17 protein-coding genes are annotated in these 19,975 nt (G+C 59.6%); 11 read left to right on the top strand and 6 right to left on the bottom strand.

Translation table 11 applies throughout. The annotated features are described in order from the left end of the window. The first annotated feature begins 116 nt into the window (after positions 1 to 116). The 5 genes from ACO6TG_RS09975 to ACO6TG_RS09955 all read left to right on the top strand — a co-directional run bounded on the left by ACO6TG_RS09975 (position 117) and on the right by ACO6TG_RS09955 (position 6,633). Complete coding sequence (locus tag ACO6TG_RS09975; RefSeq protein WP_422378040.1) at positions 117 to 3,008, top strand: formate dehydrogenase subunit alpha; 2,892 nt, start codon at positions 117 to 119, stop codon at positions 3,006 to 3,008. A 12-nt stretch (positions 3,009 to 3,020) separates the two neighbouring features. Beyond that, positions 3,021 to 3,626: a formate dehydrogenase FDH3 subunit beta gene (gene fdh3B / locus ACO6TG_RS09970; RefSeq protein ID WP_094072251.1), complete on the top strand. Its 606-nt coding sequence runs from the start codon at positions 3,021 to 3,023 to the stop codon at positions 3,624 to 3,626. Between the two features lie 157 nt (positions 3,627 to 3,783). Then, positions 3,784 to 5,001 carry a formate dehydrogenase subunit gamma gene (locus tag ACO6TG_RS09965; RefSeq protein WP_422378039.1) on the top strand — a complete coding sequence of 406 codons (1,218 nt, stop codon included), beginning with the start codon at positions 3,784 to 3,786 and terminating at the stop codon, positions 4,999 to 5,001. Between the two features lie 106 nt (positions 5,002 to 5,107). Continuing rightward, on the top strand, positions 5,108 to 6,508 hold the full coding sequence (locus ACO6TG_RS09960) for a c-type cytochrome (protein ID WP_422378038.1): 1,401 nt from the start codon (positions 5,108 to 5,110) through the stop codon (positions 6,506 to 6,508). Further along, the gene (locus ACO6TG_RS09955; protein ID WP_422378037.1) at positions 6,505 to 6,633 is read left to right on the top strand and encodes a hypothetical protein; all 129 of its coding nucleotides are present in this window, start codon (positions 6,505 to 6,507) and stop codon (positions 6,631 to 6,633) included. The genes ACO6TG_RS09960 and ACO6TG_RS09955 overlap by 4 nt, the downstream gene beginning before the upstream one ends. Before the next feature lie 126 nt (positions 6,634 to 6,759). Here the strand turns inward: ACO6TG_RS09955 and ACO6TG_RS09950 are convergent, their stop codons facing one another. The 4 genes from ACO6TG_RS09950 to ACO6TG_RS09935 form a co-directional block, all read right to left on the bottom strand. Then, positions 6,760 to 7,818, bottom strand: coding sequence for a GNAT family N-acetyltransferase (locus ACO6TG_RS09950; RefSeq protein ID WP_422378036.1), 1,059 nt, complete (start codon positions 7,816 to 7,818; stop codon positions 6,760 to 6,762). 307 nt (positions 7,819 to 8,125) lie between these two features. After that, positions 8,126 to 9,037, bottom strand: a complete 912-nt coding sequence (locus ACO6TG_RS09945) for a DMT family transporter (RefSeq protein WP_422378035.1) — start codon at positions 9,035 to 9,037, stop codon at positions 8,126 to 8,128. Between the two features lie 70 nt (positions 9,038 to 9,107). Next, positions 9,108 to 11,009, bottom strand: coding sequence for an MBL fold metallo-hydrolase (locus ACO6TG_RS09940; protein WP_422378034.1), 1,902 nt, complete (start codon positions 11,007 to 11,009; stop codon positions 9,108 to 9,110). Positions 11,010 to 11,200: 191 nt separating this feature from the next. Beyond that, a complete protein-coding gene (locus ACO6TG_RS09935; RefSeq protein WP_422378033.1) occupies positions 11,201 to 11,620 on the bottom strand; it encodes a MarR family winged helix-turn-helix transcriptional regulator in 420 nt (139 codons plus the stop codon). 428 nt (positions 11,621 to 12,048) lie between these two features. Here ACO6TG_RS09935 and ACO6TG_RS09930 point away from each other — a divergent pair, with 428 nt between their 5' ends. The 4 genes from ACO6TG_RS09930 (at position 12,049) to ACO6TG_RS09915 (ending at position 15,429) form a co-directional block, all read left to right on the top strand. Beyond that, positions 12,049 to 12,780 carry a substrate-binding periplasmic protein gene (locus ACO6TG_RS09930; RefSeq protein WP_422378032.1) on the top strand — a complete coding sequence of 244 codons (732 nt, stop codon included), beginning with the start codon at positions 12,049 to 12,051 and terminating at the stop codon, positions 12,778 to 12,780. A gap of 212 nt (positions 12,781 to 12,992) precedes the next feature. After that, positions 12,993 to 13,304 carry a DMT family transporter gene (locus ACO6TG_RS09925; protein ID WP_422378031.1) on the top strand — a complete coding sequence of 104 codons (312 nt, stop codon included), beginning with the start codon at positions 12,993 to 12,995 and terminating at the stop codon, positions 13,302 to 13,304. 73 nt (positions 13,305 to 13,377) lie between these two features. Beyond that, a complete protein-coding gene (locus tag ACO6TG_RS09920) occupies positions 13,378 to 13,776 on the top strand; it encodes a nuclear transport factor 2 family protein (protein WP_422378030.1) in 399 nt (132 codons plus the stop codon). 258 nt (positions 13,777 to 14,034) lie between these two features. Next, positions 14,035 to 15,429: an adenylate/guanylate cyclase domain-containing protein gene (locus ACO6TG_RS09915; RefSeq protein WP_422378029.1), complete on the top strand. Its 1,395-nt coding sequence runs from the start codon at positions 14,035 to 14,037 to the stop codon at positions 15,427 to 15,429. Positions 15,430 to 15,441: 12 nt separating this feature from the next. Here ACO6TG_RS09915 and ACO6TG_RS09910 read toward each other — a convergent pair whose 3' ends face one another. Next, complete coding sequence (locus ACO6TG_RS09910; RefSeq protein WP_422378028.1) at positions 15,442 to 15,825, bottom strand: hypothetical protein; 384 nt, start codon at positions 15,823 to 15,825, stop codon at positions 15,442 to 15,444. Between the two features lie 283 nt (positions 15,826 to 16,108). Between ACO6TG_RS09910 and ACO6TG_RS09905 the strand changes: the two genes are divergently transcribed. Both ACO6TG_RS09905 and ACO6TG_RS09900 read left to right on the top strand, forming a co-directional pair. Continuing rightward, positions 16,109 to 17,497, top strand: coding sequence for a DUF3179 domain-containing (seleno)protein (locus tag ACO6TG_RS09905; protein WP_422378027.1), 1,389 nt, complete (start codon positions 16,109 to 16,111; stop codon positions 17,495 to 17,497). Between the two features lie 263 nt (positions 17,498 to 17,760). Beyond that, complete coding sequence (locus ACO6TG_RS09900; protein WP_422378026.1) at positions 17,761 to 18,138, top strand: DUF4345 domain-containing protein; 378 nt, start codon at positions 17,761 to 17,763, stop codon at positions 18,136 to 18,138. A gap of 9 nt (positions 18,139 to 18,147) precedes the next feature. On the opposite strand, the gene ACO6TG_RS09895 is transcribed toward ACO6TG_RS09900, so the two are convergent. Further along, entirely contained in the window at positions 18,148 to 19,818 is a 1,671-nt protein-coding gene (locus tag ACO6TG_RS09895; RefSeq protein ID WP_422378025.1) for an alpha/beta hydrolase, read from the bottom strand. Positions 19,819 to 19,975 lie beyond the last annotated feature (157 nt).

The following is a 19,975-nucleotide window of genomic DNA, read 5'->3' as shown; positions in this document are numbered from 1 at the left end:
AAGACGACCTGCTCCTGATCTCATTTGCCCCGGCCAATGGTTGCGTGACGCCCGACGGCCGGACACTGACATCCAACCCAGCCGTATCGATTTCGATACAAGCAAGGTAGGGCAACATGCTTAGGAAAAAGACCAATGGGGTTGCGCGACGCCCCCAGGGTGCAAGTATCCTTAGAGACGCTGCACATAAATCGGTAGACCGCCGGACATTCCTGAAGGGATCCGGTCTTGCCGCAGGCGGCCTCGCCGCCATCACCGCCACAGGCGGTTCCGTGACCAAGGCGCAGGCTCAGGCCGGCAGCAACGCGGTCAATCTTGTCAAATCCGTCTGTACCCACTGTTCCGTAGGCTGCACCGTAATCGCGGAAGTCTCCAACGGCGTGTGGGTCGGCCAGGAGCCCGGATGGGACAGCCCGTTCAACCTCGGCGCCCATTGCGCGAAAGGCGCGGCCGTCCGCGAGCACGCCCATGGCGAGCGCCGGTTGAAATATCCGATGAAAAAGGAAGGCGGCGAGTGGAAGCGCATCAGCTGGGACGAGGCGATCAACGAGATCGGCGACCAGATGATGCAGATCCGGGAAGAAAGCGGCCCGGACAGCGTCTACTGGCTCGGCTCGGCCAAGCACAACAACGAGCAGGCCTATCTGTTCCGCAAGTTCGCGGCCTATTGGGGCACGAACAATGTGGATCACCAGGCCCGTATCTGCCACTCTACAACGGTTGCCGGCGTAGCCAACACATGGGGCTACGGCGCCATGACCAACAGCTACAACGACATCCATAATTCCAAGGCGATCTTCATCATCGGCGGCAACCCAGCGGAAGCCCATCCGGTTTCCCTGCTGCATGTGCTGCGCGCCAAGGAACAGAACAACGCGCCGGTGATCGTCTGTGATCCGCGCTTCACCCGCACGGCGGCCCATGCCGACGAATATGTGCGTTTCCGTCCGGGCACCGACGTCGCCCTGGTCTGGGGCATTCTCTGGCACATCTTCGACAACGGCTGGGAGGACAAGGAGTTCATCCGCACCCGTGTCTGGGGCATGGATCAGATCCGCGAGGAGGTCGCCAAGTGGACGCCGGATGAAGTCGAGCGTGTGACCGGGACCCCGGAAAGCCAGCTGAAGCGCGTGGCGCGGACGCTTGCCAACAACCGTCCGGGCACCGTGATCTGGTGCATGGGCGGCACCCAGCACACCAACGGCAACAACAATACCCGTGCCTACTGCATCCTGCAGCTGGCTCTCGGAAACATGGGCACCTCCGGCGGTGGTACCAACATCTTCCGCGGCCATGACAACGTGCAGGGCGCAACGGACCTTGGTGTCCTGAGCCACACGCTGCCGGGCTACTATGGCCTGTCGGCAGGTGCCTGGGGCCACTGGTCACGCGTCTGGGACGAGGATCTCGACTGGCTGAAAGGCCAGTTCGCCACCACCACTGGTGCAGATGGCAAAGAGAAGAACCTCATGAACCTGACCGGCATCCCGGTCAGCCGCTGGATCGACGGTGTTCTGGAAGATCCGGCCAATACCGACCAGCCCAATGCGGTCCGGGCCATGGTGCTTTGGGGGCATGCCCCGAACTCCCAGACCCGCATGGTGGAAATGAAGAAGGCCATGGAAGAGCTGGATACACTGGTCGTGATCGACCCGTATCCGACGGTCTCTGCCGTGCTTCATGACCGCACGGACGGTGTCTATCTGCTGCCGGCCTGTACCCAGTTCGAAACCCGTGGCTCCGTGACCGCGTCGAACCGCTCGCTGCAGTGGCGCGACAAGGTGGTGGAACCGCTGTTCGAGAGCCTGCCGGATCATGTGATTATGGCCAAGTTCGCGAACAAGTTCGGCTGGGGCGACCGTCTCTTCCGCAACATCGAGATGGAAGATGCGGAAACACCGAATATCGAGGACATCACCCGCGAACTGAACCGCGGCCTGTGGACGATCGGTTATACCGGTCAGTCACCGGAGCGGATCAAGTCGCACATGGCCAACCAGCACACGTTCGACAGAACGACTCTGCAGGCCGTGGGTGGCCCGAATGACGGCGATTATTATGGCATGCCGTGGCCCTGCTGGGGCACGCCGGAAATGAACCACCCGGGAACGCCGAACCTCTACGACATGTCCAAACCTGTCGCGGAAGGCGGCCTGTGCTTCCGGGCCCGTTTCGGCGTGGAACGCGATGGCCAGAACCTCCTGGCGGACGGCGTTTCCAACCCGGGCGCGGAAATTCAGGACGGCTATCCCGAGTTCACCATGCAGATGCTGATGGATCTCGGCTGGGATGGCGACCTGACCGACGAGGAACGGGCTGCCATCGATGCGGTCGCAGGACCGAAGACCAACTGGAAGACCGACCTCTCTGGCGGTATCCAGAGGGTTGCCATCAAACATGGCTGTGCCCCCTTCGGCAACGCCAAGGCGCGGGCCGTGGTCTGGACTTTCCCGGATCCGATCCCGCTCCACCGCGAGCCGCTCTACACCAACCGCCGGGACCTGGTGGCAGATTATCCGACCTACGAGGACCGGAAATTCTACCGCCTGCCGACGCTTTACGCTTCCATCCAGAAGCAGGACTTCTCCAAGGATTACCCGATCATCCTGACGTCCGGCCGACTGGTGGAATATGAAGGCGGCGGCGACGAAACCCGGTCAAACCCATGGCTTGCCGAGCTTCAGCAGGACATGTTCGTCGAAATCAATCCGCGGGATGCCAACAATCTCGGGGTAAGGGACGGCGCGCAGGTCTGGGTTGAAGGTCCGGAAGGCGGCAAGGTCAAGGTCATGGCGATGGTGACCGAACGGGTCGGCGAGGGCGTTGCCTTCATGCCGTTCCACTTCGGCGGCCATTTCCAGGGCGAAGACCAGCGGTCCAAGTATCCGTCGGGAGCCGATCCGTATGTCCTGGGTGAAAGCACCAACACGGCGCAGACCTACGGCTACGATTCGGTCACCCAGATGCAGGAGACCAAAGCCACTCTCTGCAAGATCTCGGCAGCGTAAGGAGGAAATGCAATGGCACTTGGACAAGCGAGGGCTAAGTTCCTTTGTGACGCTGAGCGTTGCATTGAGTGCAATGCCTGTGTGACGGCTTGTAAGAACGAGCATGAGGTGCCCTGGGGCATCAACCGCCGCCGGGTGGTGACCATCAATGATGGCAAGCCGGGCGAACGGTCGATCTCCGTGGCCTGCATGCACTGTTCGGACGCACCCTGCATGGCGGTGTGCCCGGTCGATTGTTTCTACCAGAACGAAGAAGGCGTGGTGCTTCACTCGAAGGACCTTTGCATTGGCTGCGGCTACTGCTTCTACGCCTGTCCGTTCGGCGCGCCGCAATTCCCGCAAGCGGGCAATTTCGGATCACGCGGCAAGATGGACAAATGCACCTTCTGTGCAGGTGGTCCGGAAGAGAACAACTCGACCGCGGAATTTGCCAAATACGGCCGCAACCGTATTGCCGAAGGCAAATTGCCGATCTGTGCGGAAATGTGCTCCACCAAGGCGCTCCTGGCAGGTGATGGCGACGTCGTCTCCGCCATCTACCGCGAGCGTGTGGTTGCCCGTGGCTTCGGCTCCGGCGCCTGGGGCTGGGGCTCTGCCTACGGCCGTCAGGGCAACTGATCGGACGGAACGACCGGTGGCGTTGGAGGGGCTTCGCCACCGGATCTTTCGGGCGCGTGTGCCCGCAACAAACAAACATGCGGGCGGTACAGTGCTGTGCCGCCTAGTTTGTCTGACATGACGAAACCCGAGATTTCAAGATGATGAGGACCCGGTGATGAAACGCCTTGCCTTGGCAGTTGTTGTTCTCTTCGCCTTCCTGTCCCAGGGATTTGCGCAGGATCAGGCTCTGGAAAACGTTCCCAACCGGTCCGCGACCGGCGGCGCCCAGACCCTGGAAGACATCATGAAGCGGCAGCGCGGCGAGAAGGTCGACAACGATTTCCGCCGCAATGCCACGGGCGATCCGAATTCGGCCGCCGGCATTTCCTCTCAGCTTGGAACATTGGGTGGGGTTTCCGATCCGGAACTCTGGCGAGCGCTGCGTTTCGGGTCGGCCGATATCAAGGTGTCTTCCGGAGGCAAGGAGGCCACTGTCCTGATGCAGGATGGCGGCATGCGCTGGCTGGAGTGGCGTAAGGGGCCACTGGCGACCTATGGCGCCTATCTGCTTGGCGCGACGATTGTGTTCCTGGGACTGTTTTACCTGCTCCGTGGCCGCATTCGGATTGACGGCCAGAAAACCGGCCGGACCATCACCCGCTTCAAGGCCGTAGAACGGTTCGGGCACTGGCTGCTTGCCGGGTCCTTTATCCTGCTTGGTGTGACCGGTCTTCTGACACTGTTCGGCCGCCTCGTGATCATCCCGCTGATCGGCAAGGATGCCTTTGCTCCGATCGCGCTGGCCTCCAAGTGGATCCATAACAACGTTGCCTGGGCCTTTATGCTCGGGCTCGCCATGGTGTTCGTGATGTGGGTGGTGCACAACATCCCGAACAAGACTGATCTGAAATGGATCGCTGTTGGCGGGGGGCTCCTGAAAAAGGGCGTTCATCCGCCCGCGCGCAAATTCAATTTCGGTCAGAAGATGATCTTCTGGGGCGTGATCGTCCTCGGCGCCTCGATTTCCGCTTCCGGCCTGTCACTGCTTTTCCCGTTCGAAATGCCGATGTTTGCGGGAACCTTCGAACTCCTGAATGCGACCGGCCTGCCGCAACTGCTTGGCTTTGGCACGCTGCCGACAGTCCTCGCACCACATGAGGAGATGCAATACGCCCAGCTCTGGCACTCGATCATTGCGTTCGTGATGATCGCGATGATTCTGGCGCATATCTATATCGGCTCGGTGGGCATGGAAGGTGCCTACGACGCCATGGGGTCCGGCGAAGTCGAGCTGCAATGGGCGCGCGAACACCACGGCCTCTGGGTCGAGGAGGTCGAGGAAGCAGACCGGAAGGCCGCCTCCGCGGCAAAAGACGCGGTCCCGGCGGAATAGGGCCGATCCAGGTATGACCGGTTTGCCTCGGAAGGAAGAACCCTGGACGTCTTGCTTGCGCCGTCTGTCATCCTCGCGAAAGCGGGGACACAGGGCCCTTCATCCTGTGCAGTCGATTGAAGCGACCACCCGGGAGCCCAGGAGCCCGGTTCACGCTGTGCTAGGCCGGTCTGAAAAATGCGCCGGCTATTTCATCACGCTGCTGGTTTCTGCCGCTCTGACAACACTCGCCCAGGCCGCTGATTTCCAGACTCTGAAGGGGCACGGTGGCCCGATCATGGGCATTGATGTCTCGCCGGAAACCGGAAAAGTGGCGACTGCGAGCTTCGACAATTCGGTCGGTCTCTGGTCGGGCCGGGTGCCCGCCTGGCTAGAAGGGCACGCAGCGGCGGTGAAGGTGGTTCGATTCGTCGACGGTGACAGGGTCGTTTCCGCAGGCGATGACAACGACCTGATCCTGTGGGACCCGGCGGCGGCAATGTCCACTCGCCTTGAGGGGCACACAGCCAAGGTGATGGGGCTTGCTGTTTCGCCCGACAAGTCGCTGATCGCCAGCGCCAGCTGGGACGCCCGTGTCGGGCTCTGGCCCGTGTCCGGGGGCGCGCCGGACTTTCTTGAGGGCCACACGGCCGGGGTCAATGCGGTCGTCTTTTCGGGCGACGGTCAGCGGCTCTATTCGGCCTCGGTCGATGGCTCGATCAAGCTCTGGGATCTTGCCGGGCGATCTGAAAAACGCATCATCGACCGCAATGGCTTCGGCATCAACGTGATCGCCCTTGGGGGGCTCGGGGAGACGGAAAGCTGGATTGCCTATGGGTCCCAGGACGGGGTCACACGCATCGTCGACATCGAGACCGGTGAACGGCTGAAAGACATTTCCTTCGAGCGCCGGCCGATCCTGGCCCTTGCCATCAGTCCGGACGGCACCAAGCTGGCGACCGGCGACGGTCATGGGTACATCACGGTGATGGACACGGAGAGCTGGGCGATCGAGACCGATTTTCGCGCGGCGCTGAAAGGACCGATCTGGGCGCTGGCCTTTTCGAAGGACGGCACGGTTCTGCATGCCGGCGGCATTGAAAACATCGTCTATTCCTGGCCGCTGGCGGATCTGGCCAGCTTTGATCCGATGGCGACCGAAACGCCGCAATTCCTGAAGAAACCGGAAAAGATGAGCAATGGCGAGCGGCAATTCGCCCGCAAGTGTTCGATCTGCCATGCGCTCAGCGAAGAGGGGGGGCGCAAGGCCGGACCAACGCTCTACAAGGTCTTCGGTCGCCAGGCCGGCACGCTTCCTGGCTATCCTTATTCCGAAACCCTGATCGGATCTGATATCATCTGGTCGGCCGAAACGATCAACCAGCTGTTCCTGGACGGTCCCGACCACTATATTCCCGGCTCGAAGATGCCGATGCAGCGGATCGTCAAGCCGGAAGATCGCGACGACCTGATCGACTACATGCGAACGGCAGGTGCCGGTGGAGCCACTGAGGGAGAGACACAATGAAAGCGATGCTTCTGGCCTTTGCGGCCATCGTGGTGATTTCCGTAGGTGCCAACCAGGTCCTGCACAATATCGGTTTTTCCAGCGCTGACCAGTCAACCAGTTCTTCGGTGCGGCTGGGAGACTAGCGAACGTCGATTGGTCTGCTGAAAACATTTCTTACGGTCAAATCGGTTTCTGCCGTAACCTTCTTTTGCTTGCCCGGCATTGTGCTCCTTTCGGTGCCGGGCAACTCTGTTTGTCACTGCCGTTTGTCAAGCAGACGGCGGGTTTTGCCGGGACGTGAGCAAGGCCCGAAAGGCCGGATCGTTCTGAAGTGGCCTTAGCGCCCAGAAGTTTTCAAGCCACCGGCTGTCACCCTGCCAGTCGTTCTGGAACAGCAAACGGATGTTCTCTATCGCCTTTTCGTGGTCGCCCGATAGAACCCAGGCGCCAGCTGCGGGGAATCTGCACCAAAGCATATGCGCGCTGGCGCGTTCGAAGTGCAAGGCCAGCGTCCGGCAGGTGTCGGGCTCCAGATCCCCTGCGTTTTCAGCAGGCAGTCGGCAGGCGAAAGCACTGTAGTCTTGCTGCTCGACAAGTCCGATCGCGGTTCCGATGGCCAGGGATCCCTTGTTGGACGCGTGCGTGTGCCACTCAATGTCCGTAAGCCCGCGCCGGACGCATTCTTGTACTGTCGCCGAGGCGACGGCCAGGCCAAGTCCTTGCCGCCTGAAATCAGGATGGGTCCTCACCCCCAGTTCGCAACGATGGCCGCTGACACAATCCGTCAGGCTGTAACTGACGACCCTGTTTTCACTTACTGCACAAAAGCCGACGGCGGAGTTGAAGAAATCTTTCGGCGAAGACCATTCTTCCATGGCATCCTTCAGATCCTGAAGATTGGCCGGTTGACTCTCAAACAAGGCGCGGTTGATCGGGACGATCTCGTATTCGGGCGGTGGTACAGAGCGTTCGGGCAGTCTGCGGCCGGGGCAGGGCGCAAGGCGGATGCGAGGGTGTTCCAAAGCGAATTTGTTGCGCCATATGGTGGCCAGGTGGGGGATCCAGCGAGGCTCTGTCTGGAGATAGATCCAGTCTGGGAGCAGGCCTGTGAGGGCCTCACGTGTCTGTGGAGAGATGCTGGGATCACCAGCAAGAAAATATGCGTCTCCGACGATTGCGACTGCAACATTGGGCTCTTGAGGACTGTCCATCCAGATTTCGCCGCTGATCAATCCGTCAAGAAGAGAACTGACGGCTACATGGCTCAGGGACAAATGAGCCAGCACTGGTCGCGCTGCCGGATAGGCATGCGGTTCGATTTTAAACATGGAAATACGATCCTGTGGCGATCACGCGTCGTGCAAGCGCCATTGGTGATGACAGTTGGAACGCGCTGCGTTCCGTGGGTGCCGGCTATCGCCTGCCGACTGTCGGCGCGGTGTATTCGGTCATGCTGACACCTCACTGCGTTGTTCAATCACCACGATTAAATCGCAGAACCAGAATTATTCGGGTGTAGAAAGCAACACAAGTCGAATGACCAGTATTTTGTTCCATGTGCCGACGCTCGGGGCCGGCTTGTCTGAAAGACCCAAGGACCTGATGCCAGCGCCAGCTCAACTTTCTTTAATGCCGTCAGCTTCGTCTGGGCACAGCACGTCGGTGGAGCCGGAAGGTGCCGGTGACGAGACCGGCACCGGAAATGATGAAACCGAAGCCCAGGACCACGAACCAGCCCAGGCTTTCTCCCATGACCAGAACCCCCAGTAGGACCGATGCGACGGGCATGAAAAAGGCCAGCAGCGATGTGTTCGATGCGCCTGCATTCCTCACCAGCCAGAACATCAGCAGTACCGGTATGGCCGTGTTCAAAAGCGCGACGAGGACCAGACTTGCCAAAGGGCCGGGAGCAGGCGACAACGTCCAGGGCGTATCGACGAGCAGGCTGACCGGAATGAGTACCAGTGCAGCGACGAACAATTGCCCGGCAGCGAGAACGATGGGGCTTGTACCGCCCAGGGTCCGCGCGAATATAGTGCCGCTGGCATAGCTCAGGGCCGCGAGTATTGTGCCACCCGCCCCCAGAAGCTGAGTGCCAAGGCCAGACAAAGCATCGGGTCCAATCGCCAAAATAACGCCGGCAAAACCGGTCAGCACACCGGTTATCCGAGAAGGCGTCAGCTGCTCCTCTTTGAGGACCAACGGTGCGATCAGGACACTGAACACCGGGATGGTCGCAAAAAGGATGCCGCCGAGACTGCTGTCGATGTGAAGCTGCCCGAAGGCAATAGCGACATAGGGCAAGACGGCTGTGAGCAGGCCGAGCACGGTCATGGGAACCCAGATTTTGCCAGGTCTGGGCAATCGTCCACCGGAGAGATAAAGGAACAGGATCACGGCAATGGCTGCAAGGGCAGCGCGGCCTGCCGCAAGCGTGAAGGGCGGTATGTCGGCTAGGGAAATCTTGATGAACAGGAAGGACGATCCGAACAGGGTCGCCGTCACGATCAGAACACCCCACAGGGGCAGGGTCATTGAACGGGTCATGGGAAGTACTCCGCGGGGGAATGAGGGGAGGTGGCGGGACCATGGATCTCGCAAGCCTGTTTGCCGACGCTCAATTGGCCGTTGAAGGGTCCGGCATCGGCTTGTGTTCCTGACCGATCATTTCGGTGTAGGTGACAAAACGGAACGGATCGAAAAACTGGATGGCGCTGCGCAGCCTGTCCGCAGCCTCGCGTTTGAGAGCTGTCAGTGCCACGCTCCGGCCAAAACGCTGTTCGGCCGCGATCGCGAATTTGAGCGCCAGTTCATTGTCGCCGTCTCGGATCATCTTGCGGATAGCCCGAGCGGCCTGGTCTGCCGACAGGCCGAGATAATGCTCCAGCAGACGGCCAAAATCGGCGCTGACCAAAGCGTCGAGACCCTGCGGGTCCTGGCCCGTGCGGTCCTCCTGCCAGATGCCCACCATGTGGTCTGCCGTGCGGGCAATGACATTGTCCCGCGCTGCCAGGAAGGAAAGATAGGCCTCTGGCTGGTCTTGCAGACCGGGTGGCACAAGATTGAGCCGGATGATGTCTTTGGCCGAATAGCCGTGGTTGATGTGCTTGCGCACGGCATCAACCAGCCAGACATAATGCTCCCGGAAGGCCGCCAGTTGCTCCGGTCCATAAAGGGCCGTCAGCGGGTGGTGGCCATGCAGTATGTGCTTCGGCTGTCTGGTCAGGACCGCGTCTATGCTGTCGACGGCGCCATCCATGAAGCCTTCGTTGACCCAGGGTTCGCCGTACCAGGGCATGACGATGTCGCCGACAAAGATCGTGGCAAGGCCTGGGAAATGAACCAGAAGCGCGTCTTCCGTCTCGCCTCCGGTGACCGGGACAAGTTCGATTGTCGTGCCGCCGGCCGTCAGCTCCAGGCGGTCGCCGACCGGCACATCGGGTGCGTAAGCCGCCACCCATCGATGGTCGAAGTCCTGTCCGCGAAAGAGACTGTAGCTGTGATGCCGGTCGACGCGGTCGACAACGGCCTGGTAATTGTCTCGACCGTAGAAAACTGCCTCCGGAAAGACCTTGCGAATATAGCTGTGCCCGCCGATGTGGTCCCAGTGGGAATGGGTGATGAACACCTTGCTGACCGGTGGCAGATCCGGGTGATGTGACAGCAGGTAGTCATGTGCGGCCTGCAGCGAGTGCGGCTGGGTGCCGGCGTCCACGGCAAGAAGTTCCCTACCATCGTCCGACACCACGAAATAGATGTCGGAATAGCCGAAGCCATAAAGGGCAAAGACACGGCCAGGAATGATTTCGTCCAGCACCGGCTCGGGTGCCATGGTGGCGCCGGCGTCCACGGTCGCGGTGAACCAGCCCATCAGCATGGCGTTCGGCTGGTAGCTGTCAAAGCCGCTGCGGCGCCAGAAATCATTCGCCAGATCCTTGCGTCCGTCATTTTCGTGCAAGCGGGCAAGCTGGCGATAGACCTCGCGGTAAAAGCCGAAAACGGGTTCTGTTTCCGGGCGCTCCGCCAGCCAGTTGAGATCCTCATAGGCCTGCTTCTTCTTGCCGAAGAAAAACGGCACCTGTGCATAGATCTGTCCGGCGGCCCACCGAACCACCGGGTCTTCACCCGCCGTTAGGTGCCGGGCCTCCTCCAGGATCCGGAAGCTTTTCAGAACCCAGGGAATGCGCCTGTGCAAGGGTACTCGCTCGGCGTGGGTGGCGCGTAGGATCGCGAGCGCAGCAATATAGACGGCCCGTACATCGTCGGTCATGTTGGCGCCATGTGTGCTCAATAGGCGTTCGAAGAAAGGGATGCCCACGGCCTGCTGATTGGCGTTGAGATAGCCATTGAGCATCAGGAGCGTGGCGCGGGGATCTGTGTTCCGTCCGTAAGACATCACCGTTTCGAAAAAATGCAGCGGGGCATGGAAACTGCGATCCGGATTGGGTGACGTGAGGTGGTCTGCAAACCCCTCGGCTGGCACGAGGCTCTCGACAAGGCCCCGATGTTCGGTCGCCATGCGAACATCGGGCGCAGATGGGGACGGGGCGCGCAACCGTTCACGCGCTACAGATTGCTCTTGGTTCGGAAGGTCACGTGCGACGGGCGCCGCGATAACATCAGATGGGCCTTGCATGTTTTACCTCATTTTAAGTGTATCTACACCTATTGGAGCTGGAAAGTTGAACCTGTGGCCATGCGCATGAGGGCTCAGCTCATGACGTAGTTGATATCGGCCAATTCCTGTTTCAGGATCTGCCAGCGGTCTTCGCCGAATTTCTCCAGGAAATCCGCCTGTGCCTGGCGCCAGAATGGCGTGGCCTCGGCGATTGCGGTTTCTCCTCTTTCAGTCAACGCCAGCAAGCGTACGCGCGCATCCTCCCCGGGACGCTCGCCGATCAAACCGTTCTTTTTCAGCACCCGCACGTTGCGGGTGAGGGTCGTCCGGTCCATGCCGAGCAGCTCGGCGAGCCGGGTGATGGAAACCGGAGCGTGCTGGCGCAGCACCACGAGCAGCGTGAACTGCGTATTCTTAAGCCCGCCCTGCTGCAGGCGCTGATCATAGAACTGGGCGATCAGGCGCGTGGTCTTGCGCAGGTTCATGCAGGCACAGGCATCGAAGTCGCTCATGACGGGATCTCATAAAAGTGTATCTGCACTTATAAATGTGTAGATACACATAAAAGTCAAGATCTGAACGTTGCCGTAAGCAAAATGGCCCGACCGAATAAAGTTGCCTGGAAGATGACGCGATCGTGTTGTCGGGTATTGGGCCTGCACAATTGTGCGACCGTTTTTGTCAGACGACTAGGTGGTCGGCTTATCTCGGAGGACCCGGGCTCAGCACAGAGCTGGAAAGCAGTTTTTTCGCTTATCGTGACGGGGATGGTTGTAAATATAAATCTAATTTCAACTATCGGTGTGCTGAAATTTTCTTCAGACAGCTAATGGTAGTCTCCGAAAGCAAGGTCAGGTGTGTAATTAACTGTTCATTGGAGTGTCTGTTTTACTTTGTTTCCATGCGATGAGGATGTCGGGAAAGAGGAATGGAGAGTCTCTTGAACGCCGCATTTGCCTGGGCACTGCAGAGAAGAATCTCGCTGATTCTTGTTGTGTGCGTATTGGCGGTTTCGCCGGTGAAAGCCGCAGAACGTCTTGTCTTCTCGACGTTTGAAGGGTCGTCCTTGTCGACGGTTGGTGGTCTGGTTCTGAAACGAGCTTATTCCAAACTGGGAATAGAGGTGGAGATATATGAAACCTCTGGCTCCAGATCTCTTGTGTTGGCCTCGACCGGGCACGTTGATGGCGAGGTTATCCGGATCCGTGACGTGGAAGACCGGTTCCCGAGTTTGCTTCGCGTCCCGACGCCCACGGTCTTGCTGGAGGGAATGGTCTTCGTTCAGGAGCGCAAGTTAAAAACCGTGACCCTTGAAAACCTGCCTCAGAAACATGTCGGCTACCTTGTGGGGGCGGTGCATGCGGAGATCTTTACGGAAGGTTTTTCAAATGTCTGGACGGCGCCGGATGAAGGCGAGCTGTTCCGGTTGCTGGCCTCCGGCAAGCTGGACGCAGTGATAAGCGACCGGATCGACGGTGGCCTGATGATCGCCAAGCTGAAACTGTCCGGAATCGTCCCCTTCGGCCCCCCTTTTCAAATCGAACCGCTTTATCACTATCTTCACATCCGGCATCGTGCATTGCTTCCACGGATCGAAGCCGTTCTGGCCGAAATGCGTGACAGTGGTGAGGCGGAGGAGATCGTAAGGAGAGCACTTGCCAACGGCACCTAGTCAGTCTGACTTGGAAGTCTTCGTTGGCGGGGCCTTCTAGTGCGTACAAGACTGCTCGGCAGGAACCGGTTTCCTGTTATTCACCGCGCCCGGGCATTCTCGACATTACCGAAATTTCATTTGCTTTGCTGAAACCCGTCCCCACCTCAAGCGTCGGAGGACGACCTCCATTTTCCTCAACACGAACGGGACGACCCGCCAGGGACACCACCATGGCATGGGTCTTTCTTTTTGTCGCCGGTCTGCTGGAGATCGTCTGGGCGTTTTTCATGAAGGAGTCGCATGGCTTCACGCGCCTGACACCAACACTCATCACGCTTGGGGCGATGATTGCTTCGTTCGGTCTTTTGTCACTCTCGATGCGCAGCCTGCCCCTTGGCACAAGCTACATGATCTGGACTGGCATCGGCGCCGTCGGCGCCTTCGTGGTCGGGGTCATGTTTCTTGGTGAAACGGTCAGCTTGCAGCGCGCGGTCGCAGCGCTTCTGATCATTGCCGGGATCGTCACGATGAAACTTGCCTGAAACGGCAAACGCTGTTTCGCTGGCAATTCCAACCCGCGGCCTGAACAGCGATGGCCGGAACGGAGATATGTCAATGTTGAGCAAAGACACTGTAAAAGCCCTGTTTTCAAATCTGGAGACGGGGCACAGTGACCAGTTTTTCGAGAGGGTTCGGGACGATGTCGACTGGACCGTCATGGGCACGCATCCGCTTGCGGGGCACTACAGGTCCAAACGTGCCTTCCTCGACGCCACATTTGCACGGCTCGGAAAGGTCCTGAAGGACGGCGTGATCCTGAAGGTCGTTGATCTCCACGTGGATGGCGATGTCGCTATTGTTGAATTGCGGGCCCTCTCGACCGCCAACAACGGCAAACCTTTCGACAATACCTATTGCTGGGTCTGCACCTTTGACAGGGACGGCAGGATTGCCAAGGTCCGTGCCTATCTGGATTCGGCCCTTGTTGCCCGGTTGATTGAAGAAAACGAATAAGGTCAGCAGAACCCTTTGCAATCAGTTGTCAAATTCGCGCTTGCCTCCCTGATTTTTCCAGACCGGGGTTCGCACGACGATTTCTTCCACCCTCAATCTGTGGTTTTGCGGCGGGCGCAGCCTGTGCTCCCGTGTCGTCTCGGCATGGCGGTCGGCAGTGCTATCCGGTAGGTTGTGACTCGTTGACAGCGGTTGGACCCTGATCTGGTCCACGTGCTGACCGCGCCCTCCTGCAAGCTTCACCGGGGAACCCGACGCATGTCTCGGAAAAACACACTCTCGCTGCTCAATTTCCCAAGCTGGATGCGGCGCTTGCGGGAAGAGGAAAAACGGCAGGCAAAGACCAATCCGTTTCTGGCCCAGGCGATCGCGGACGAAAAAATGGCCGGCCACCGGATCGCGATCATAGCCCGCACGATAGCCTTTGGTGCCGTCGGGCTCCTGCTACCGTTCCTCAACCCGAACCTCAACGTTCTTTACTACGAAGCTTTCATTCTGCTCTTCATTGCGCTTGGCTGGCTGCAGCTGCGCATGGCAAAGGTCGGCTACTCAAAGAGCGAACTCGGACTCATCCTCCTCGATCTTGTTCTGCTGACGGCGGTCATCATCATTCCGAACCCTTTTCTTGGACAGGATATTCCCACAGCCTTTGTCTATCGGTTCGAGGGCTTCATCTATTTCTTCATCTTCCTGGCCTTGAGCACGCTCGCCTATTCGTGGCGAACCATCTGGGGCATCGGCATCTGGGTGGCGGCTCTCTGGGTGATCGGCTTTGTCGGTGTCGGCTGGTTCGGACACACCATACCGGAGTTGACCGGTGCTGCGGATAACGCGTTTCAGGGATACCCGATCCTGCAGGAAGAATTCGACCCGAACAGCATTCGCCCGACAATCCGGGTCCAGGAAGTGCTGATCATTCTGATCGTTGCCGCCATTCTCACGGTCAAGGGATGGCGCTCGAACCAACTCCTGATGCGGCAGGCAGACCTTGCCGCCGAGCGTGCCAATCTGTCCCGCTATTTCCCGTCCAGCCTGGTCGATGTCCTGGCCTCCACCGACCGCGATATCGGCGCGGTGCGCACCCAGAATGTCGCCGTGCTCTTTACCGACATTGTCGGCTTTACCGAGTTTGCAGAACAGCATTCTCCGGACGAGGTCATGGACCTTCTGCGCCATTACCACGCCTTCGTTGAGCGCTCGATCTTCCAGAACGGCGGTACGCTGGACAAGTATCTGGGGGACGGTGTCATGGCAACGTTCGGTACGCCGGAAACCAGGCCCGGCGACGCGGCCAACGCGCTGAAAGCCGCAACGCAGCTGATCGAGGAAACAGAAACTTTCAACAAGGATCTGGAGGCCAGGGGCATTTCACCGATCAAGGTGTCGATCGGCGTGCATTTCGGTCCGGTCATCCTGGGGGATATCGGACCGTCCAGGCGCCTCGAGTTTGCCGTTGTCGGCGACACCGTCAACGTCGCCAGCCGGCTGGAGGCCTCGACACGGGAACTTGGCTGCCGCTGTGTGGTGAGCGAGGACCTGATGAAACAGGCTGCCCAGTCCGACAGCCCGGAGGCGCCTCAGACCAGATTTTCCCTCAGGGACCCGATCAAGCTGCGCGGGCGTCAGACGGCCGTAAATGTCTGGACGATGTGAGGCGGTGATTGCTCAAGACCTCGGGCATTGTTTCAAGGGTCCGCTGGAGGTAGGAAAGCCCCAGCGGAGTGTCAATTCACCGTCTGACAGGACCATGCCCAGAAAATACTGCCGGACGGTGTCCTCGCCGCAGCGCGCATGGGCGCCGGAGAAATATCCATCGGGGCGTTTTTCGATCGGGCCCCAGCTCAACAGACACCAGAGCCGGCCCTGACGCAGCCACTCGTCACTGATTTCATAAGGCTCTGCCAGGAAGGTTCCACCCGGCTTGACCGGTTTGCGCGCGCATTGGTGCGCCGTGCCCCAGGTGCCGAAGAATACTCTGCGATCTTCCGCGGCAGCGACGTCAATCGGCAGGATCAGCAGGGCAATCAGGATCAGCAGGCGCATTGCCACTGGATAACGCTGCGGGCCCGGCGCTACCAATCACGTCGTCTTGAACGCAGGACGGTCAGCGGTGCAATCCCAAGCGCTGTCAGGGGGTTAAAGGTCGATTTCACAGACCTCTAATCTGTTTGTGATTGGCGACCCGAATTGGCCGCGCCCTAGGATATCTGCCGAGTTGCATGCGCTTGCCGGAATGTCGGGACAGCCCCTTCCATCGGCGGACCATGCAGGAGCAAACACGGTCTGCCACCCGCGTCTTCCCAGGCTGACCGGCTTTTTGAAAGGCTGCAAAATGGCAGTGGCTATCGGTGTCCGGTTTCATCTTTTCCTGGCGGGGCTTGCCCTTGCGGTGTTCCTGTCGTTCGGGATCCAGACGGTCAGGGCGGAGGCTGAAAAGGCCTTGCCCGACTATGTGATCGAGACCTTCGGGACGAGACCGGCCATTCCTGAAGGCCCCTTGTCAGAAGATCTTCAGAATGCGATCCGGGTGGCTTTTGTCGATCCGGTCAAGAACGGCACCTGGGGGCGCGACCAGATGGATGCCCTGAACGAGATCACGGCCTCGAAGGATCCGCGCATCGGTTGGATCATCAGCGATCTCATGCGGTTTGCCACGTCCCCTCAATTGACGGCTGTCCTTGCGTCGGCTTCCAGCGAGCTTCTCGGCGCGGAGATCAGAACGCAGAACGCCTGGGGCATGCTGACAGATCACCTGATCGCCTGGGATATTCCGGCGCCGCCAGACTATCTTGCTTCCAAACGGGCGATCTTCACCGGCGTCATCCCCGGCTGGGACAGGATCTTCATCGAGGGCGACATCGACTGGCGCATGGTGTCCTGGGGTGGTGTCCTGATCGACAACCGCCCGCATGACCGCACCGACGATCTTTGCAACTGCATTCCTGCTGCCGACAATCCGGAGGTGATCAGCGCGGCGGAAGCGACCTGGCTCGATGATGACGACATCGTCTTCGGCATTACGATCAATGGCGAGTCCCGGGCCTATCCGAGGCAGATCATGGAAGTGCGCGAGATGGTCAACGACACGCTGGGTGGACGAGATCTCGGCATTCCCTACTGCACCTTGTGCGGCGCGGCGCAGGCCTATTTTACAGACAACCTGCCAGACGGCATCGAACGGCCGATCCTGCGCACGTCTGGTCTTCTGATCCGGTCCAACAAGGTGATGTACGACCTCAACACCTATTCCGTGTTCGATACATTTCTGGGGCACGCGGTGACAGGGCCGCTTGCCGAAAAAGGACTGCAGCTCGAGCAGACGAGCGTGGTCACGACCGACTGGGGCAGGTGGAAGAAGGAACACCCGGACACAACGGTGCTGAAGGAACGCTACGCGCTCGGCCGGGACCCGGACTTCCGCAACACGCGGGATGCCAACGGCCCGATCTTTCCGGTCGGGGATGTCGATCCGCGCCTGCCGGTGCATGAAGATATCATCGGGGCGATTGCCGCCTCCGGAAAGCCGGTCGCCTTTCAGCGCAGCAAGGCCATGGCCGCTCTGCAGAAAGGCGAGGAAATCGCCTTTGAAAATGTGCGTCTGGAGCTCGATGCCGGTGGCATAAAGGCGGTCGGCAGCGATGGCGCCGACCTTGGCAGCCACCAGGCGTTCTGGTTCGCCTGGTCGCAGTTCCATCCCGGAACAGCGCTCTGGCCGGAATAAGCGTTGTTGGCGAGAGTGGTCGAATGAGATGACTTCAACAATTGCCCCTTCGAGGGCAGCCAGCTTGCGTCTGCGGTGTGTGATCACCCTTTTCGTAGATACGCCATACGATCAAATTCAACTGCGTATCTGAGGCCTCCAGCACCTTCAGCATGACGCTTTTCCTGCAAGTCGTTCAGAAACAGGCGTTCCGCAGGTTTTGACGCAAACCATTTCGTTCTAGGCTGCCCCAAAGAGAACTTGTCTCCAACCGGGGTGTGAAAATGAACCTGAAGAATGCCTATTTGTTCGCCGCATTCGGCATGGTGTCGGCGATTGCCCTGCTTTACGGGATAAGTCCTTCCTGGTTCGCCCAAAGCTTCCTGGGTATTTCTGAACTGCCTGTTGATTTTGCCCACATCCTCAGGGCTGTCATGTGTCTCTATCTCGCACTTGGCGTCTTTTGGTTGTTCTGCGCAATTACCGACCAACACAAGAACGTTGCGATTCTGACAACCATCGTGTTTGCGGGCGGTCTGGTCATCGGGCGGGTGCTAAGCTTGGCCATAGACGGTTGGCCGTCGCCGATCCTGGTATTTTACGCTGCGCTGGAGTTTGCCATCGTCCCAGTCGCATGGTGGCTCCACGGGCGACCAGACTAACCGCACGCACTATTCGCTGCTATTGTCGCAGCCCTTCTGGAAGCCGAAATCGCAATGGGCTTTCAGGCGGGCCGTGTCCTCTTCGGTCCAGTCCTTGGGGGCGGTGACCTGAACCCAGGGGACGATGTAGTCCTGGGCGTAGTAGGCGTGACCATGGCCCGGAGGCGCTCCGAAGGCGAGTGCCATGTCGAGGGCCAACTGGAACTGGGTGACAATCGGAATGAAGGTCAGATGGTCCGAGACATCCGGCGCTGGTGGGTCGTTCATCCAGGGCGGTGCACGCCAGACGGACAGCGGATCGTAGAAAACGATCGGATCGCTGGAATATTGCAGGAAGGCGATCCGCATCCGGCCCCAGTCCGCCTTGGCTTCGGACGCATCCGCGTAGTGGGACGCATAGCGCACCAGCGAGCCGTCACCAATGGTCGGCAGCATCCAGGGGGTGCCGGGATTGCGCGCGTTCTGGACGTAGTTCCAGAGCTCGGATGGGAAGGGGGGACCGGCCCAGAAGGCACCGTTGATCGGGTCGTCGACCAGGCGAAACAGATTGGTCGCATACATGGACGACCAGGCCCCGAGGCTCAATCCGTGGGCGTAGAGCCTCGGCCGGCTGTCTTCCGGCAAGGTCTTCCAATGCTCATGGACCACACGCAGCAGTTCGGTCGCCTGATCAAGGCCAGTGCGGGTTTCCAGGATCAGCGCGAGGGGCGACTGAAGATAGGAATACTGCGCGCTGACAGTCGCGATGTCGCCGCCGTGCATATATTCCAGCGGATCATGGGAGCCCGGATCCATCCAGCCGGTTCCGGTCGGGCTGACAACAACCAACACCTTTCGATCGAAGGCCTTGAGCCGCTTCAGTTCTCCAAGAGCCAGCTGGGCGCGTTCTTCGGGTGTTTCGCCGTCGGCCCGACCGACATAGACCCGGATCGGGTCCAGGGCAGGTTTGCCGGTGAAGGCGGAGATCGCCTTCGCATCCGGCCCTGAGGTCACAAAATCCCGGCCTGGCCGGCCCATGGCGGCCCAGTCGATCAGCGACGCGGAAGAGCCGGACTGGTCGGGATTGTCAGGTGGTGGCGGGGCATTTTCAAAGAGGTCCTGGGCCGCTTCATAACTGTTGTCGAGACCGGTCACGACATTGTCGAGAATCCCGTCGCGGGTCACAAAGAAGAGGATCAGGACAACGGCGACGACACCGAGCACGTTGGCGCGCCGCGGGGGCATGAACCGGTAGAAGCGTCCTCGGATCCAGCGGAAGAGGACGCTGACAAGAAAACCGATCAGATAGGCGACAAGAAAGGTGGCTACGGCCGCCGACAGTATCGTCAACACATGCTGGGCTTCGGCCGGTTCCAGTCCCATCTTGATCCTGAGCGCGTTTTGCCAGTCGAGGCTATAGGCCAGCATCCATATCGTGAAGCCGAGCGCCGCAATTGCCAGCACAAGACTGCGATAGAACGCAGCCCGGCCTTTCAGGCGCGGCATGTCCGCGGCCAGCCAGAGCAGTCCGATGATCTTTCCGAGAAGATAGCCGAGCGCAATCAGGAGCCCGCCGAGAATACCCTGTACCAGAGCGTCGCGCGGGATCAGGGACGGGGTGAGCGAAGCGGCGAAAAAGAGCAGTCCGAGCGTCAGGCAGGGAACGGAAAATGCGGAAATCAGAGCGCGTAACCAGGCCACGGAATTGCCTCTTGAATGTTCGGAGTGAAAGTCAAAATGGTTGCAATCAAGGGTCAAGTCTAGCTGAGGTCAATGAGAATGTAAGTGGGCGCCTGGCTCCGGATTGCAGGTCCATGACGTTTTAAGGGTGACTTCATCGGGAGGCGCACGCGTCTGC

This window comes from Roseibium sp. (assembly GCF_965233565.1).
Taxonomy (GTDB): Bacteria; Pseudomonadota; Alphaproteobacteria; order Rhizobiales; family Stappiaceae; genus Roseibium.
This window is presented reverse-complemented; position numbering and strand designations above follow the sequence as displayed.

Bases quoted from the DNA above. Each gene is read 5' to 3' on its own strand.
- fdh3B (WP_094072251.1), top strand. From the start codon at position 3,021: ATGGCACTTGGACAAGCGAGGGCTAAGTTCCTTTGTGACGCTGAGCGT.
- ACO6TG_RS09925 (WP_422378031.1), top strand. From the start codon at position 12,993: ATGGCATGGGTCTTTCTTTTTGTCGCCGGTCTGCTGGAGATCGTCTGG.
- ACO6TG_RS09900 (WP_422378026.1), top strand. From the start codon at position 17,761: ATGAACCTGAAGAATGCCTATTTGTTCGCCGCATTCGGCATGGTGTCG.
- ACO6TG_RS09945 (WP_422378035.1), bottom strand. From the start codon at position 9,037: ATGACCCGTTCAATGACCCTGCCCCTGTGGGGTGTTCTGATCGTGACG.
- ACO6TG_RS09975 (WP_422378040.1), top strand. From the start codon at position 117: ATGCTTAGGAAAAAGACCAATGGGGTTGCGCGACGCCCCCAGGGTGCA.
- ACO6TG_RS09940 (WP_422378034.1), bottom strand. From the start codon at position 11,009: ATGGCGACCGAACATCGGGGCCTTGTCGAGAGCCTCGTGCCAGCCGAG.
- ACO6TG_RS09935 (WP_422378033.1), bottom strand. From the start codon at position 11,620: ATGAGCGACTTCGATGCCTGTGCCTGCATGAACCTGCGCAAGACCACG.
- ACO6TG_RS09920 (WP_422378030.1), top strand. From the start codon at position 13,378: ATGTTGAGCAAAGACACTGTAAAAGCCCTGTTTTCAAATCTGGAGACG.
- ACO6TG_RS09905 (WP_422378027.1), top strand. From the start codon at position 16,109: ATGGCAGTGGCTATCGGTGTCCGGTTTCATCTTTTCCTGGCGGGGCTT.
- ACO6TG_RS09965 (WP_422378039.1), top strand. From the start codon at position 3,784: ATGAAACGCCTTGCCTTGGCAGTTGTTGTTCTCTTCGCCTTCCTGTCC.
- ACO6TG_RS09950 (WP_422378036.1), bottom strand. From the start codon at position 7,818: ATGTTTAAAATCGAACCGCATGCCTATCCGGCAGCGCGACCAGTGCTG.
- ACO6TG_RS09955 (WP_422378037.1), top strand. From the start codon at position 6,505: ATGAAAGCGATGCTTCTGGCCTTTGCGGCCATCGTGGTGATTTCCGTA.
- ACO6TG_RS09915 (WP_422378029.1), top strand. From the start codon at position 14,035: ATGTCTCGGAAAAACACACTCTCGCTGCTCAATTTCCCAAGCTGGATG.